Annotated in this window: 14 protein-coding genes and 1 pseudogene; 2 read left to right on the plus strand and 13 right to left on the minus strand. The window is 70.1% G+C overall.

The window, feature by feature from the left end:
• Positions 1 to 205 precede the first annotated feature (205 nt).
• Positions 206 to 1,702 carry a hypothetical protein gene (locus LNW72_RS11480; RefSeq protein ID WP_250975308.1) on the minus strand — a complete coding sequence of 499 codons (1,497 nt, stop codon included), beginning with the start codon at positions 1,700 to 1,702 and terminating at the stop codon, positions 206 to 208.
• A gap of 251 nt (positions 1,703 to 1,953) precedes the next feature.
• Between LNW72_RS11480 and LNW72_RS11485 the strand changes: the two genes are divergently transcribed.
• Positions 1,954 to 3,786, plus strand: coding sequence for an endonuclease/exonuclease/phosphatase family protein (locus tag LNW72_RS11485; RefSeq protein WP_308401921.1), 1,833 nt, complete (start codon positions 1,954 to 1,956; stop codon positions 3,784 to 3,786).
• 147 nt (positions 3,787 to 3,933) lie between these two features.
• Complete coding sequence (locus LNW72_RS11490; RefSeq protein WP_250975309.1) at positions 3,934 to 4,548, plus strand: pyridoxamine 5'-phosphate oxidase family protein; 615 nt, start codon at positions 3,934 to 3,936, stop codon at positions 4,546 to 4,548.
• Between the two features lie 71 nt (positions 4,549 to 4,619).
• On the opposite strand, the gene dapD is transcribed toward LNW72_RS11490, so the two are convergent.
• From dapD to LNW72_RS11550, 12 genes and pseudogenes are all read right to left on the minus strand, one after another.
• Positions 4,620 to 5,618 (minus strand): 2,3,4,5-tetrahydropyridine-2,6-dicarboxylate N-succinyltransferase, encoded by a 999-nt coding sequence (gene dapD / locus LNW72_RS11495; protein WP_250975310.1) that lies wholly within the window; start codon positions 5,616 to 5,618, stop codon positions 4,620 to 4,622.
• A gap of 143 nt (positions 5,619 to 5,761) precedes the next feature.
• Positions 5,762 to 6,321: pseudogene (locus LNW72_RS11500) on the minus strand (TetR/AcrR family transcriptional regulator).
• A complete protein-coding gene (locus LNW72_RS11505) occupies positions 6,321 to 6,641 on the minus strand; it encodes a multidrug efflux SMR transporter (RefSeq protein WP_250975311.1) in 321 nt (106 codons plus the stop codon). The pseudogene LNW72_RS11500 and the gene LNW72_RS11505 overlap by 1 nt, the downstream one beginning before the upstream one ends.
• 58 nt (positions 6,642 to 6,699) lie before the next feature.
• The gene (locus LNW72_RS11510; RefSeq protein ID WP_250980109.1) at positions 6,700 to 8,022 is read right to left on the minus strand and encodes a hypothetical protein; all 1,323 of its coding nucleotides are present in this window, start codon (positions 8,020 to 8,022) and stop codon (positions 6,700 to 6,702) included.
• A gap of 239 nt (positions 8,023 to 8,261) precedes the next feature.
• Positions 8,262 to 8,636, minus strand: coding sequence for a metal-sulfur cluster assembly factor (locus LNW72_RS11515; RefSeq protein ID WP_250975312.1), 375 nt, complete (start codon positions 8,634 to 8,636; stop codon positions 8,262 to 8,264).
• On the minus strand, positions 8,633 to 9,088 hold the full coding sequence (sufU, locus tag LNW72_RS11520; RefSeq protein ID WP_138356353.1) for a Fe-S cluster assembly sulfur transfer protein SufU: 456 nt from the start codon (positions 9,086 to 9,088) through the stop codon (positions 8,633 to 8,635). The genes LNW72_RS11515 and sufU overlap by 4 nt, the downstream gene beginning before the upstream one ends.
• A 10-nt stretch (positions 9,089 to 9,098) precedes the next feature.
• Positions 9,099 to 10,355, minus strand: a complete 1,257-nt coding sequence (locus LNW72_RS11525; protein WP_250975313.1) for a cysteine desulfurase — start codon at positions 10,353 to 10,355, stop codon at positions 9,099 to 9,101.
• Positions 10,352 to 11,119 (minus strand): Fe-S cluster assembly ATPase SufC, encoded by a 768-nt coding sequence (gene sufC, locus LNW72_RS11530; RefSeq protein WP_138356351.1) that lies wholly within the window; start codon positions 11,117 to 11,119, stop codon positions 10,352 to 10,354. Before sufC ends, LNW72_RS11525 begins: the two co-directional genes overlap by 4 nt.
• Before the next feature lie 7 nt (positions 11,120 to 11,126).
• Positions 11,127 to 11,465, minus strand: coding sequence for a non-heme iron oxygenase ferredoxin subunit (locus LNW72_RS11535; protein WP_250975314.1), 339 nt, complete (start codon positions 11,463 to 11,465; stop codon positions 11,127 to 11,129).
• Positions 11,465 to 12,631 carry a Fe-S cluster assembly protein SufD gene (sufD, locus tag LNW72_RS11540; protein WP_250975315.1) on the minus strand — a complete coding sequence of 389 codons (1,167 nt, stop codon included), beginning with the start codon at positions 12,629 to 12,631 and terminating at the stop codon, positions 11,465 to 11,467. Before sufD ends, LNW72_RS11535 begins: the two co-directional genes overlap by 1 nt.
• A 104-nt stretch (positions 12,632 to 12,735) precedes the next feature.
• A complete protein-coding gene (gene sufB / locus LNW72_RS11545; protein ID WP_250975316.1) occupies positions 12,736 to 14,157 on the minus strand; it encodes a Fe-S cluster assembly protein SufB in 1,422 nt (473 codons plus the stop codon).
• On the minus strand, positions 14,154 to 14,954 hold the full coding sequence (locus tag LNW72_RS11550) for a MarR family transcriptional regulator (RefSeq protein ID WP_250975317.1): 801 nt from the start codon (positions 14,952 to 14,954) through the stop codon (positions 14,154 to 14,156). The genes sufB and LNW72_RS11550 overlap by 4 nt, the downstream gene beginning before the upstream one ends.
• Between the last annotated feature and the right edge of the window lie 157 nt (positions 14,955 to 15,111).

A 15,111-nucleotide genomic window follows, 5' to 3' on the forward strand; every position in this document is an offset into this window, starting at 1 on the left:
TGAGCTCGACAACGTGACCGGACCGGATTCCTCCGGCCCGGCCGGCCCCTGGCGCGACGGCGCCCCACCCCGGTATAGCGGCGCCCCGCCCCTCAGCGCAACGGCGCCTCGCCGCGCGGGCCGCAGGGCGCCGCACCATCTTGCGCGACGCCGTGCGGCCCGGAACGACGGCCGTCGGCGCGGTGTGGACCCCGCGTCGCCTGCCTCAGCTGTTCGCCTTGGAGCGGGCCTTGAACGCGGCCTTGCGGGCGGTCTTGGCGACCGTCTTGTCGGGGTGCAGCCGTCCCATCGCCTCCAGGACGTCCGACGTGGCCGGGTGGTCGACGCGCCACACCGCGTCGAAGAAGCCGTCGTGCTGGGCGACGAGGCCGGTCACGAGTTCGGCGAGCAGCTCGGGTCCGCTGTCCGAGTCGAGCTGCGCTGCCAGCGTGTCGACGGTCAGCCAGAACACCATCGCCTCGTCCGGCGCCGGCACGTCCCGCGCTCCGCGCTCGGTCAGCCACACCCGGGCCAGCCCGCCGAGCTGGCGGTCGCCGAGCACCTCGCGCAGCGCCGGTTCCGCGTCCGGGCCGAGCAGGCTGAGGGTCTGCTGGCACATCAGCCGGCGGCCGGGCGCGCCCAGGTCGTCGCCGGTGGAGGCGGTGAGGAGCTCGCGCGCCGCGTCGTCGGGCTTGCGGCCGTCGAGCCACAGTTCGGCCTCGGCGCGGGCGGCCTGGTCCGGGTAGTCGGTCATCGCGTCCAGGAGCACGGCCGCGGTCCGGTCGGCGAGGTCGCCGGTGGCGGGGGCGTGCGCGCCCGCGTCGAGCAGCCGGGCGCGGACGCCGAACACGCCGAGCGGGGTGAGCCGGACCAGGCCGTAGCGGGAGATCTCCTCCGGGTCGAGTTCCGCCGGCAGGGCCACGTCGCCCGCGCTCTCGTCCTCGTCGGTCTCCTCGATGAGCGCGTCGTCGACCGGCCGGTACTCGATCAGGCCGGTGGGGGCGAGCAGCCGGAAGTGGTCGTCCAGCCGCATCATGACCTCGGTGACCTCCTCGAGGACGGCGTCCGTCGGCTCGCCCATGTCCTCGGGGACGACGAGCGAGGCCGCCAGGACGGGCAGCGGCACGGACTCGTACCCGGCCTCCTCCATCGCGCTGTACGCGTACAGGTTGGCGAGCGCCGTGTCGAGGAACTCGGCCTCCTCCTCCGGGTCCCAGTCCAGCGCGTCGAGGTCCAGGACCCCGTCGTCGTCCAGGTCGCCGCCGATGGCCGCGCGCAGCCCCTCGAAGTCCGGCGAAGCGGCTTCGGCGAGGGCGGTCTCCGCGGTGGCGAGCCAGACCTCCAGGACGTCCTGCGGCTCGCCGGCGGCCAGTTGCGCGAGCGCCTCGCCGGGCAGTGCCGATCCCGCGGGGTCGCCGGGCTCGGTGGCCTCACCGGCGGCCTCGTCGATCTCCAGCTCGACCATGCCGGTGTCGATGGCGATGCCCCAGGCCTGCGAGGTCTCGGCCAGCCCGTCTTGGTCGGCGGTGAGGCCGAGTTCGGCCGCGGCGCGCAGCCGGTCGTCCGCGGTCAGCTCGCCCATGACGTCGACCCGGGTGCCGGGACCGGCCCAGCGGGCCAGCCGGACCGCGCGCTCCAGCAGCGGTACGGCGAGCGCGAGGCGTGCCAGCTCGTCCTCGGGAAGCAGCCGCACCGGCGGCAGGGCGAGGCGGTCAGCGGCCATGGCGGGGTTCTCCTCAACAGCGGTGGGGGTGACGGCGCCGCGCCAGTGGGGCAGCGCGAACCCAGCCTAGACGCGTCGGCACGCGGCACGTCCGGTTCACCTTCCGGTCAAGGTTCGTTCGCTTTTCGTCCGTTGTCGGGCTCTTGACAACACACCTGCCGTACAAGGAAATTGACGCGCGTAGAACTCATACCGGAGACCGTTGATCGCACTCAGTGACGCGCTCGCCCGTATCCCTCACGGAGGCCACGTTGACCACCCCTCGCTCCATCGGCGCCATAGCCACCGCCGCGCTCGCGGCCGGACTGCTGGCCATGCCGCAGTCCGCGACCGCGAACACGACCGCCGCCGACGGCGTGCGCATTCACGACCTCCAGGGCGCCACCCGGCTGTCCCCGCTGTCCGGCCAGGCCGTGACCTCGGTGCCCGGCATCGTCACCGGCGTCCGCGCCTACGGCTCCTCCAAGGGCTTCTGGATGCAGGACCCGACGCCGGACGCGGACCCGGCGACCAGCGAAGGCGTCTTCGTCTTCACCAGCTCCAACCCCACGGTGGCGGTCGGTGACTCGGTGACGGTCTCCGGCACGGTCAGCGAGTACTACCCGGGCGGCAAGACCATCGGCGACCAGTCCGTCACCGAGATCACCAAGCCGGTGGTGACCGTCGTCTCCGCCGGCAACGCGCTGCCCGCCCCGGTGGTGCTGAACAGCGCCAACGTCCCCGCCGCGTACGCCCCGGCCGGCGACGCGGCGGCCGCCAACAGCATCGAGGCGCTGCCGCTGCGGCCCGCGACGTACGCCCTGGACCTGTACGAATCCCTGGAAGGGATGAACGTCCAGGTCGCCGACACGCGCGTGGTCGGCGCCACCGACCCGTACTCCGAGCTGTGGGTGACGGTCAGACCCAAGGAGAACCCGACCCCGCGCGGCGGCACCGTCTACGGCGGCTACGCGAACCAGAACTCCGGCCGGCTGCAGATCCAGTCGCTGATCCCGCTCGCCCAGCAGCCCTTCCCGACCGCGAACGTCGGCGATGTGCTCACCGGCACCACCGAAGGCCCCCTGGACTTCAACCAGTTCGGCGGCTACACCCTCACCGCGCGCACCATCGGCACGGTCACCTCCGGCGGCCTGCAGCCGGAGACCACCCGCAAGCAGAAGAAGGACGAGCTGGCGGTCGCGACGTACAACGTCGAGAACCTCGACCCGTCCGACCCGCAGACCAAGTTCGACCGGCTCGCCGTCGGCGTCGTCACGCACCTCGCCTCGCCCGACATCGTCGCCCTGGAGGAGATCCAGGACAACAACGGCGCCGTCAACGACGGTACGGTCGCCGCCGACCAGACGGTGAACAAGTTCATCGACGCGATCGTCGCCGCCGGCGGCCCGCGCTACCAGTGGCGCTCCATCGACCCGACGAACGGGACCGACGGCGGCGAGCCCGGCGGCAACATCCGCCAGGCGTTCCTCTACAACCCGGCACGGGTCTCCTTCACCGACCGGCCCGGCGGCGACGCCACCACCCCCGTCTGGGTCTCCAGCAACCACGGCAAGGCCGCGCTCAGCGTCTCCCCCGGCCGTATCGCCCCCGGCGACAGCGCCTGGGCCGACAGCCGCAAGCCGCTCGCCGGTGAGTTCACCTTCCGCGGCAAGCCCGTCATCGTCATCGCCAACCACTTCGCCTCCAAGGGCGGCGACAGCCCGCTGACCAGCCGCACCCAGCCGGTGGTGCGCAGCTCCGAGACCAAGCGCCTGCAGCAGTCCGTCCAGGTCAACACCTTCGTACGGCAGATCCAGGCGGTTCAGAAGGACGCCCGCGTCGTCGTCCTCGGTGACATCAACGACTACGAGTTCTCCGCCGCCGGCCTGCGGCTCACCGAGGGCCGCGCACTGAAGGACCTCGTCCTGACGCTGCGTCCCAGCGAGCGCTACTCGTACGTCTTCCAGGGCAACTCGCAGGTGCTGGACCACATCCTCGTCAGCCCCTCCCTCGGCTCGCCCGACTACGACGTCGTCCACATCAACTCCGAGTTCGCCGACCAGGCGAGCGACCACGACCCGCAGGTCGTCCGCATCCGCCCGTAGCGGCATGCGCCCGTAGCGGCCTGAGGTCCGGGGCGGCATGAGGACCGGGACGCCCGCCGGTATCGGCGGGCGTCCCGCGCCGTCCTGGTCGCGGAGCGCTCCGGTAGCGTGTGGGTTCCTCGGCGGAACTCACAGGGGGCGTTGGAGATGCGGGAGATCACATCGGCGGCGGAACTGCGGGAACTGCTCGGGGAGCCGTCGCAGCGGGACGCGACGAAGGAGCGGCCGGGCCTGCACGAGCACGACAGGGCGTGGCTGGCCGCCTCGCCCTTCTGCCTGGTCGCCACCTCGGACGCGGACGGCAACTGCGACGTCTCCCCCAAGGGCGACCCCGCCGGGTTCACGCTGGTCCTCGACGACACCACGATCGCCCTCCCGGAGCGGTCGGGGAACCGCCGGGCCGACGGCTTCCACAACATCCTGGCCAACCCGCACGTCGGCCTGATCTATCTGATCCCGGGGCGCGGCGACACGCTCCGCATCAACGGCCGCGCCCGGCTGGTGCGTGACGCCGCGTTCTTCGACGACATGATCGTGAAGGGCCACCGCCCGCAGTTCGCGCTGGTGGTCGACATCGAAGAGGTCTTCTACCACTGCTCGAAGGCGCTGCTGCGCTCCGCGCTCTGGAAGCACGAGGCCTGGAACCCGGACGCGGCGCCGTCCCGGGCCCGGATCGCGAAGAGCCTGGAACGCAAGGACGAGGAGCTGGCGGACCTGGAGGTCTACTACGGCCCCCGGTACGCCGACAACATCTACAACTGAAAGAGCATGCAGAACGGCCGGCCCCTGTCGTGAAGGGGCCGGCCGTCGCGCTGTTCCGTTGTTCCGGTGCGTCAGTTGTGGCTGTGCAGCAGCTCGTTGAGGCCGCCCCACGAGCCGGTGCGCTGCAGGACCTCGACCGTGCCGGTGGTGGAGTTGCGGCGGAAGAGGATGTTGTCGGCGCCGGAGAGCTCCAGGGCCTTGACGATCCGGCCGTCCGGGAGCGTGACGCGGGTGCCGGCGGTGACGTAGAGGCCGGCCTCGACGATGCAGTCGTCGCCGAGCGCGATGCCGATGCCCGACTCGGCGCCGAGCAGGCAGCGCTCGCCGATGGAGACGACCTCCTTGCCGCCGCCGGAGAGGGTGCCCATGATCGACGCGCCGCCGCCGATGTCGGAACCGTCGCCGATGACGACGCCCTGCGAGATGCGGCCCTCGACCATGGAGGTGCCGAGCGTTCCGGCGTTGAAGTTGCAGAAGCCCTCGTGCATGACGGTGGTGCCGGCGGCGAGGTGCGCGCCGAGGCGGACGCGGTCGGCGTCGGCGATACGGACGCCGGCGGGGGTGACGTAGTCCGTCATACGCGGGAACTTGTCGACGCCGTAGACGGACAGGTGCAGGCCCTCACCGCGGGCGGCGAGGCGCGCGGCCTCGATCCCGGCGATCGGCACCGGGCCGATGGAGGTCCAGGCGACATTGGCGAGCAGCCCGAACAGGCCCTCCAGGTTCTGCCCGTTGGGGCGCACCAGACGGTGGCTGAGCAGGTGCAGGCGCAGGTAGGCGTCGTGCGCGTCGAGCGGCTTGTCGTCGCTCGAGGCGATGACGGTACGTACGGCGACGACCTCCACCCCGCGGCGCGGGTCCGGTCCGAGCGCCTTCGGCGCGGCGGCGCCCAGCAGCTCGGCGGCGCGCCCGGCGGTCAGCCGCTCGGTGCCGGCCGGACCGGGGTCGGCGACGAGCTCGGGGGCGGGGTACCAGGTGTCCAGGACCGTGCCGTCATTGGCGATGGTGGCAAGGCCGGCGGCAACGGCGCCGGTGGAGCGGTTAACGGTCGAAGCGGTCGTGTCAGTCATGCCTCGCACGCTAGCCGCTGGTCACGCCCGATGCCCAACCGGCCCGGCATGCGGAACGGGGTTTCCGCCGGAGGCGTCGTGGCCGGGGGCTCCGCGAAGGCGGTCCGTCACGCCTTTCAGGGCGCAACACGCCGGCCCGCCGGTCAGCCGAGCAGCCGGCTGAACATTTCGCGGGCGTAGGCGCGGTCGTAGGTGCCTCCGGTCAGGAGGACCTGGAGGCAGATGCCGTCGATGAGGGCGATCAGGGCGCGGGCGGTGGACGGGTCGGTGTGGGTGGCGAGGAGGGCGGTGGCCTGGTCGACCCACTCCGCCGCGATGGGGCGGACCGCCTCGCGGCGCAGGGCGGCGAGGTAGAGGTCGTAGTCCAGCTCGATCAGGGTCCGGTCGCCGGAGAGCCACACCTCCAGCAGCCGGGACAGCTCGTCGGCGAGGGCGGCCGGCGTGACCGGTCCGGTCCCCGGGCCCGGTTCGGCGAAGAGCGGGCTGTCCCGGATCGACTGGGCGAAGCCCTCGTTGGCCTGGCGGAGTGCCGCGACGAGCAGGTCGTCGAGGGTCGCGAAGTGGTACGTGGTCGAGCCGAGGGGACGTCCGCCTCGGCGGCAACCGAGCGGTGGCTGAGCCCGGCGATGCCGCGTTCGCCGACCACCCGGATCGCGGCGTCGATGATGCGGCGGCGCCGGTCGGGGTCGTAGCGGCGGGCCATCAGTGCGACCCGCCGAGGTTGAGCACGATGACGCCCGCGATCACCAGCAGCACCCCGAGGACCTTCGCGGCGTTCGCCGTCTCCCCCATGAAGACCATCCCGATCGCCGCGATGGTCGCGGTGCCGACGCCCGCCCAGATCGCGTACGCGGTGCCGACCTCGATCGTCTTCAGGGTCTGCGCGAGCAGCGTGAAGGCGATGACGTAGCCGGTGATCGTGATCGCCGACGGCCACAGCCTGCTGAAGCCCTCGCTGTACTTCATCGCGGTGGTGCCGAGTATCTCGGCGAGGATGGCGCCGCCCAGCATGATGTAGCCCATGTGTACAAGCGTACGCAACGATGCGTACGCCCGTACACATGGGCGCCGTTCCGCCGGGTCAGCTCACGGTGAACCAGGTCGCGCGGGACTTCTTCCACTCCGGGTGCGTGAGGTCCTTGGCCTCGGTGCCGTCGCCGTACAGGTCGGCCGAGCCGTCGTCGGTGACGAGCTGAGCGCGGGCGCCCGGCACGGTCAGGTCCGGGACGTCCACGACGGCCTCCCAGCCGCCCGCGTCGGTGGTCGGCAACTGGACGCGCTGGACCGGGGCGTGGCCCGGGACGCCGTCCCACGAGTACAGCGCGTACGGGTCGCTGTTGTCGTCGGCGGCCCAGGAGCCGGCCACGATCAGATACTGGTCGGCGGCGTTCTTGCGGATGTCGCGGATGCTGAGGCCGCCCAGGTCGAGCTCGATCGGGGCGCCGAAGGCGGCCTTGGTGCCGGTGATCACCTTGTCGATGTTGGTGACCGGCACGATCAGCGCCTTGCCGCCCGGGACGTGCGGGGCCAGCGGGGCGCGGAACCCGATGTACGCGGTGGTGGTGCTGCCGGGCGCGAACTCCAGGCCCTCGACGTTGAACCCGTCGATCTGCTTGGGCACCTCGCCGGAGGCGGCGCCGGCCGCGAAGCCGTAGTGGTTGCCGTTGGCCTTGTCCCAGGCGATCAGGTCGGCGCGCAGGTTCTTGTACTTGCCGCCCAGCGCGAGCTGGGTGCTCGCGCCCGAGCCGGTCACCGTCGTGGTGAACAGCGTGGCGCGGTCGGCCTTGATCTCGCCGTCCTTGTTGTTGCCCAGCGAGCCGGTCCAGTAGATCGTGTTGCCGACCCGGGCCGCCGCCTCGATGTCGATCTCCTTGGAGACCCCGAGCGAGGAGCTGAAGTCCCAGGTGCGCACCGGCGCGCCGGACGCGGCGCGGTCGTACAGCCGCAGCGTGTTGGACTCGTCGTCGGCCACGACGGCGTAGCCGCCGCCGACGTCCACCGCGGCCGAGGCGTCGCTCGAACCGGTGAAGTAGCGGGTGTCCGCGGCGAACTGGACCGCCGGCGAGGCCGCGTAGTGCAGCGTCTTCGTCGCGGTCTTGCCGCCGAGACCGGTGACCTTCAGCGTCAGATCGGTGTAGCCGGAGCCGTGCGCGGCCACCGCGACCCGGCGGGCCCCGCCGGTCCCCGTCACCGTGACGTCGCCCGTGCCCGCGACGGCGGACTTCGAGCTGACCGAGGCGGCCACCGTGAGCGCCGAGGCGTCGGCGCCGCTCTGCGAGACCGTCGCCGTGACCACCGGGTCGCCGGTCGCGCCGACGGCGCCCGACAGGTAGGTGGCGGACAGCGTGATGACCGGGGTGCCGTAGCTCGCGGCGTGCGCGTGGGCGGGAGCGGCGAGGCCCATGGCGCCCAGGGCGAGAGCCGCACCCGCGGCCAGACCGGCCCTGCGGACGGACGGGGAAACGTAAGGCTGCACGAGGAGTGCCCTTCGACGTCGCTGATGTCGTGGCAAACCCTCGGGCACAGCCGCCAACGAGGGACACCCGCAGGGCATACATCCGGCGAACAACGGCGGACGGCCCGCACGCGCGAGGCGTGCGGGCCGTCCGGTGGTGCGGGCGGTGCGGGTGCAGCGCTGCGTGCTCAGCCGATGTTGAAGCCGAGCGCCCGCAGCTGCTCGCGACCGTCGTCGCTGATCTTGTCCGGGCCCCACGGCGGCATCCAGACCCAGTTGATCTTGAGGTCGGCGACCAGTCCGTCCGTCGCCGAACGCGCCTGGTCCTCGATGACATCGGTCAGCGGGCAGGCCGCCGAGGTCAGCGTCATGTCCAGCGTCGCGACGTTCGAGTCGTCGATGTGGATGCCGTAGATCAGGCCCAGGTTGACGACGTCGATGCCCAGCTCGGGGTCGACGACGTCGTACAGCGCCTCGCGGACCTCCTCCTCGGAGGCCGGCTTGGTGGTGACTACGGACGCGGTCTCGACCGCGGCCTCGGCCACTTCTGCGTTGTCGGTCATGCTGACTCCCTTTCGGACAGCGCCTGTGCGGTCGCGTCCTTCCACGCCATCCAGCTCAGCAGGGCGCACTTCACGCGCGCCGGGTACTTGGAGACACCGGCGAACGCGACAGCGTCCTCCAGCACCTCCTCCATCGCGTCGTCCGGCTCCAGCTTGCCCTTGGACTGCATCAGTTCCAGGAAGACCTCCTGGACCTTCATCGCCTCGTCGAGCTCGCGCCCGACCACCAGCTCGTTCATCACCGAGGCGCTGGCCTGGCTGATCGAGCAGCCCTGGCCCTCGTAGGAGACGTCCACGATCTTCGAGCCGTCGAGCTTCACCCGCAGCGTGATCTCGTCGCCGCACGTCGGATTGACGTGGTGCACCTCGGCGTCGCCGTCGCGCAGGCCACGCCCGTGCGGGTGCTTGTAGTGGTCCAGGATCACTTCCTGGTACATCGAATCCAGCTTCACCAGTCAGCCCTCACCCGAAGAAGTTCCGTACGTGCTCCAGTCCCTCGACGAGGGCGTCGACCTCCGCGGGGGTGGAGTACAGATAGAACGACGCCCGCGTGGTCGCCGGAATTCCGTAGCGCAGGCAGACCGGGCGTGCGCAGTGGTGTCCGACGCGGACCGCGATGCCCTGTTCGTCCAGTACCTGGCCCACATCGTGCGGGTGGATGTCCCCCAGCACGAAGGAGATCGCGGCGCCCCGGTCCTCGGCCGTCGTCGGACCGATGATCCGCAGGTCCGGGACCTCCAGCAGGCGCTGCACCGCGTATTCGGTGATGGCGTGCTCATGGGCCCAGATCTTGTCCATGCCGATGGCGTTGAGGTAGTCCACGGCCGCGCCGAGGCCGACGGCCTGGGCGATCGGGGGCGTACCCGCCTCGAACTTGTGCGGCGCCGGGGCGTACGTGGAGGACTGCATCGAGACGGTTTCGATCATCTCGCCGCCGCCGAGGAACGGCGGCAGGTCCTCGAGCAGCTCCTGGCGGCCCCACAGCACGCCGATGCCGGTCGGGCCGCACATCTTGTGGCCGGTGAAGGCCACGAAGTCGGCGCCGAGCGCCTGCACGTCGAGCGGCATGTGCGGCGCGGCCTGCGAGGCGTCGATGAGGACCAGCGCGCCGACGTCCTGGGCACGCCGGACGATCGCGTCGACCGGGTTGATGGTGCCCATGATGTTGGAGACCAGGGTGAACGAGACGATCTTCGTCTTCTCGGTGATCACCTGGTCGATGTTGGAGAGGTCGAGCCGGCCGTCGTCGGTCAGCCCGAACCACTTCAGCTTCGCGCCGGTGCGCTGCGAGAGCAGCTGCCACGGAACGATGTTGGAGTGGTGCTCCATCTCCGTGATCACTATCTCGGTCTCGCGGTCCACCCGGTAGGGCTCGTCGGCCCAGCCCAGCATGTTCGCCACGAGGTTGAGTGACTCCGAGGCGTTCTTGGTGAAGATCACCTCGTCACGGCTCGGCGCGTTGATGAACGCGGCGACCTTGTCGCGCGCGCCTTCGTAGAGCGCCGTGGCCTCCTCGGCGAGCACATGCACGCCACGGTGGACGTTGGCGTTGTGCTGCTCGTAGTACGCGTTCAGCGCGTCGAGCACCTGGCGCGGCTTCTGCGAGGTCGCAGCGTTGTCCAGGTACACGATCTTCTTGCCGTCGTGGACCATGCGGTCCAGGATCGGGAAGTCCTTGCGGATCGCCTCGGTGTCGAGGAGGCCATGCAGTGGTGTCACGCGGAAGCGCCGCCCTTCGTGCTGTATGCCTCGTAGCCCTCGTTCTCCAGCTTGTCGGCCAGCTCGGCGCCGCCGGACTCGGCGATGCGGCCGTTCGAGAAGACGTGAACGAAGTCGGGCTTGATGTAGCGCAGGATGCGGGTGTAGTGGGTGATCAGCAGCGTGCCGACCTCGCCGGTCTCGCGGACGCGGTTGACGCCCTCGGAGACCTGGCGCAGCGCGTCGACGTCCAGACCGGAGTCCGTCTCGTCGAGGATCGCGATCTTCGGCTTGAGAAGCTCCAGCTGAAGGATCTCGTGGCGCTTCTTCTCACCGCCGGAGAAGCCCTCGTTGACGTTGCGCTCGGCGAAGGCCGGGTCCATCTGGAGCTGCTCCATCGCGGACTTGACCTCCTTGACCCAGGTGCGGAGCTTGGGAGCTTCGCCGCGGATCGCGGTGGCCGAGGTGCGCAGGAAGTTGGAGACCGAGACTCCGGGGACCTCGACCGGGTACTGCATGGCGAGGAACAGGCCGGCGCGGGCGCGCTCGTCGACGGTCATCGCGAGGATGTCCTCGCCGTCGAGCGTGACGGTGCCGCTGGTGATCGTGTACTTCGGGTGGCCGGCCACCGAGTAGGCCAGGGTCGACTTGCCGGAGCCGTTGGGGCCCATGATGGCGTGCGTCTCGCCCTGCTTCACGGTCAGGTCGACGCCGCGGAGGATCTCGCGGGGGCCGTTCTCGGCCTCGACGGAGACGTGCAGGTCGTGGATCTCAAGCGTTGCCATGGGTGCCTCAGGACTCCTGGGTGACGGAGACGAGCACGTCGTCGCCGATGATCTTTACGGGGTATACGGGTACGGGCCGCGTGGCCGGCAGCCCGGACGGCTTGCCGGTGCGCAGGTCGAAGCTGGAGCCGTGCAGCCAGCACTCGATCTGACAGTCCTCGACCTCGCCCTCCGAGAGGGAGACGTTCGCGTGCGAGCAGATGTCGTTGATCGCGAACACCTCGCCCGCGGTGCGCACCAGGGATACCGGTGTGCTGTCGATTTCGACGCGCTTGGGCGTGTCGTCCTCCAGCTCGCTCAGCGAGCAGGCGACGACGAAACCTTGGGCACCTTGAGCCGTGGTCATCAGACGGACGCCTCCAGCTCCGCGTCGATCTTCGCCATCAGGCGCTCTTCGAGGTCGGGCAGACCGATCTGCTGGACCAGCTCGCCGAAGAAGCCGCGCACGACCAGCCGGCGGGCCTCGATCGTCGGGATGCCGCGGGACATGAGGTAGAAGAGCTGCTCGTCGTCGAAGCGGCCGGTCGCGGAGGCGTGGCCGGCACCGGCGATCTCGCCGGTCTCGATCTCCAGGTTCGGGACCGAGTCGACCCGCGCGCCGTCCGTGAGGATCAGGTTGCGGTTGAGCTCGTAGGTGTCGGTGCCCTCGGCGGCGGCGCGGATGAGGACGTCGCCGATCCAGATCGCGTGCGCGTCCTTGCCCTGCAGCGCGCCCTTGTACGTGACGTTGCTGCGGCAGTGCGGCGTGTCGTGGTCGATGAAGAGCCGGTGCTCCTGGTGCTGGCCCTCGTCGGTGAAGTACAGGCCGAACAGCTCGGCGTCGCCGCCCGGGGCGCCGTAGACGACCCGCGGGTGCAGCCGGACCAGGTCGCCGCCGAAGGTGACGATCACGGACTTGAACCGGGCGTCGCGGCCGACCAGCGCGGTGTGCTGGGCGACGTGCACCGCGCTGTCGTCCCAGTCCTGGACCGAGACGACGGTGAGCTTGGCGCCGTCGCCGATCAGGTACTCGACGTTGGCGGCGAGCGTGGCGTCACCGGTGTGGTCGATGACCACGACGGCCTCGGCGAAGGCACCGATCTCGATGATCTGGTGGCCGTAGGCGGTGCCGCCCTCGCCGTGCACGGCGATCCGGACCGGCTCGGTGAGCACGAGGTCCTTGGGGATCGAGACGACCGAGGCCTTCTCGAAGGAGCTGAACGCCTGGGCCACGACCCGGTCCGCGGGCTTGCCGGCCTTGCCGACGCGGGCGTCGGTGCGGTCCACCGTCTCGACGGTGACGCCCTCGGGGGCGGTCACGTCGACCCGGAGGCCGCCGTTCGCCTTCGCGGTGCCGTCGTGCAGGCCGCGCAGCCGCTCCAGGGGAGTGAAACGCCACTCCTCCTCGCGACCGTGCGGCACCGGGAAGTCGGCCACGTCGTAGGACGGCGCGGCGCTGACCCGGGCATCGGCGGGGTGACCCACCGTGATGGCACCTTCGGTGGTGCTGCCGGCAGGGATGTTGTCAGCCATGGCTTGTCGTACTGCTCTCTTTCTGGAGGAACGTCGTCGCGTCGCCGGTGGGCAGGCCGTCGGTCCGTCCGGGTGCGCGGGCGCACCCGGACGGGGACGTCGTACTAGCCGACGGAGCCTTCCATCTGCAGCTCGATCAGGCGGTTCAGCTCCAGCGCGTACTCCATCGGCAGCTCACGCGCGATCGGCTCGACGAAGCCGCGCACGATCATCGCCATCGCCTCGAACTCCGTCATACCGCGGCTCATCAGGTAGAAGAGCTGGTCGTCGGAGACCTTGGAGACGGTCGCCTCGTGGCCCATGGAGACATCGTCCTCACGGACGTCCACGTACGGGTACGTGTCCGAGCGGGAGATCGTGTCGACGAGCAGGGCGTCACAGAGCACGTTGGACTTGGCTCCGGCCGCGCCCTCGCCGATCTCGATGAGACCGCGGTAGGAGGTACGGCCGCCGCCGCGCGCCACGGACTTGGAGACGATGTTGGACGACGTGTTCGGCGCCATGTGCACCATCTTCGCGCCGGCGTCCTGGTGCTGGCCCTCGCCCGCGAAGGCGATGGACAGGGTCTCGCCCTTGGCGTGCTCGCCCATCAGGTAGACGGCCGGGTACTTCATGGTCACCTTGGAGCCGATGTTGCCGTCGACCCACTCCATCGTGGCGCCCTCGTAGGCGACCGCGCGCTTGGTGACCAGGTTGTAGACGTTGTTCGACCAGTTCTGGATGGTCGTGTAGCGGCAGCGGCCGCCCTTCTTCACGATGATCTCGACCACGGCGCTGTGCAGCGAGTCCGAGGAGTAGATCGGCGCGGTGCAGCCCTCGACGTAGTGGACGTAGGCGTCCTCGTCGACGATGATCAGCGTCCGCTCGAACTGGCCCATGTTCTCCGTGTTGATACGGAAGTAGGCCTGCAGCGGGATGTCGACGTGGACGCCCTTGGGGACGTAGATGAACGATCCGCCGGACCACACGGCCGAGTTCAGCGAGGCGAACTTGTTGTCGCCCACCGGGATGACGGTGCCGAAGTACTCCTGGAACATCTCCGGGTACTGCTTCAGCGCCGTGTCGGTGTCGAGGAAGATGACGCCCTGCTCCTCCAGGTCCTCACGGATCTGGTGGTAGACGACCTCGGACTCGTACTGGGCGGCGACACCGGCGACGAGACGCTGCTTCTCGGCCTCCGGGATGCCCAGCCGGTCATAGGTGTTCTTGATGTCCTCGGGCAGATCCTCCCAGGAAGCGGCCTGCTTCTCGGTGGAGCGCACGAAATACTTGATGTTGTCGAAATCAATGCCGCTGAGGTCCGAGCCCCAGGTCGGCATGGGCTTCTTGCCGAACAGTTTCAGACCCTTGAGCCGCAGCTTCAGCATCCACTCCGGCTCGGATTTCTTCGCGGAGATGTCGCGCACGACATCCTCGTTGATTCCACGCCGGGCGTTGGTGCCGGCGTCGTCCGAGTCGGACCAGCCGAACTCGTACGTGCCCAGCCCATCGAGTTCCGGGTGCGTGGTCTCCGTGGGAGCAGTCATGCGGGGTTCCTCCCGGCCGTACTGGCGGATGCGTTGTTCACTGCGGTATCGGTATTCACTGCGGTACCGGCCTGCTGTCTCTGCTGGTGTTGCGGGTGCTGCGGGATGTACGTCGTGCAGACGCCGTCGCCGTGGGCGATGGTGGCCAGCCGCTGGACGTGGGTTCCCAGCACGTGGGAGAAGACCTCGGCCTCCGCCTCGCACAGCTGCGGGAACTCCTCGGCGATGTGCGCCACCGGGCAGTGGTGCTGGCACAGCTGCTCGCCGGCGGGCTCCCGCGCGCCGGAGACGGCCGACGCACTGCGGGTGGTAGCAGCGTACCCGTCCTCACTCAAGGCCTTGGCGAGCGCCTGGGTGCGCTGGGCGGGGTCCGCCGCGTCGACGGCGGCACGGTAGCGGTCCGCCTGCTTGGCGACCCGGGCCCGGGCGAACGCGGTGACCGCGGCATCGCCCAGCTCCCCGCCACCGGCGGACTGCGCGATCCAGCGCAGCGCGTCGGCCGCGATCTGGTCGTAGGCCTGGTCGAAGGCGTCGCGCCCGCAGTCGGTGAGCGAGAAGACCTTGGCGGGGCGTCCTCGGGTGCGTGCCCCGTAGACCCGCTGCTCACGCGGCTCGACGATGTTCTCCGCGACGAGGTGGTCCAGATGGCGGCGGACGGCGGCCTGGGTGAGGCCCAGCCGCTCCGCCAGGTCGGCGGTGGTCGAAGGACCGTGGTCCAGGATCGACCGGGCGACCCGGTTGCGGGTACTCCGCTCCCCGGTCGTCTGCTCCTCCTGGGCCGCGCCGACGTTTTTCACAACTTCATTGTTGCGTAATTCATCAGGCCCCGGCAACCCATGCCGGATTCCACTCCCGGTGGAGTTCGTCACTTAGGTAAACCTAAGTTGACCTGCGGAATTGCTGAATCAAGATCTTTTCTCCGCGCTTTCCGTCCGGCCGCCGGGCGTCCCGCCC

It is taken from the genome of Streptomyces sp. RKAG293 (genome assembly GCF_023701745.1).
Taxonomy (GTDB): domain Bacteria; phylum Actinomycetota; class Actinomycetes; order Streptomycetales; family Streptomycetaceae; genus Actinacidiphila.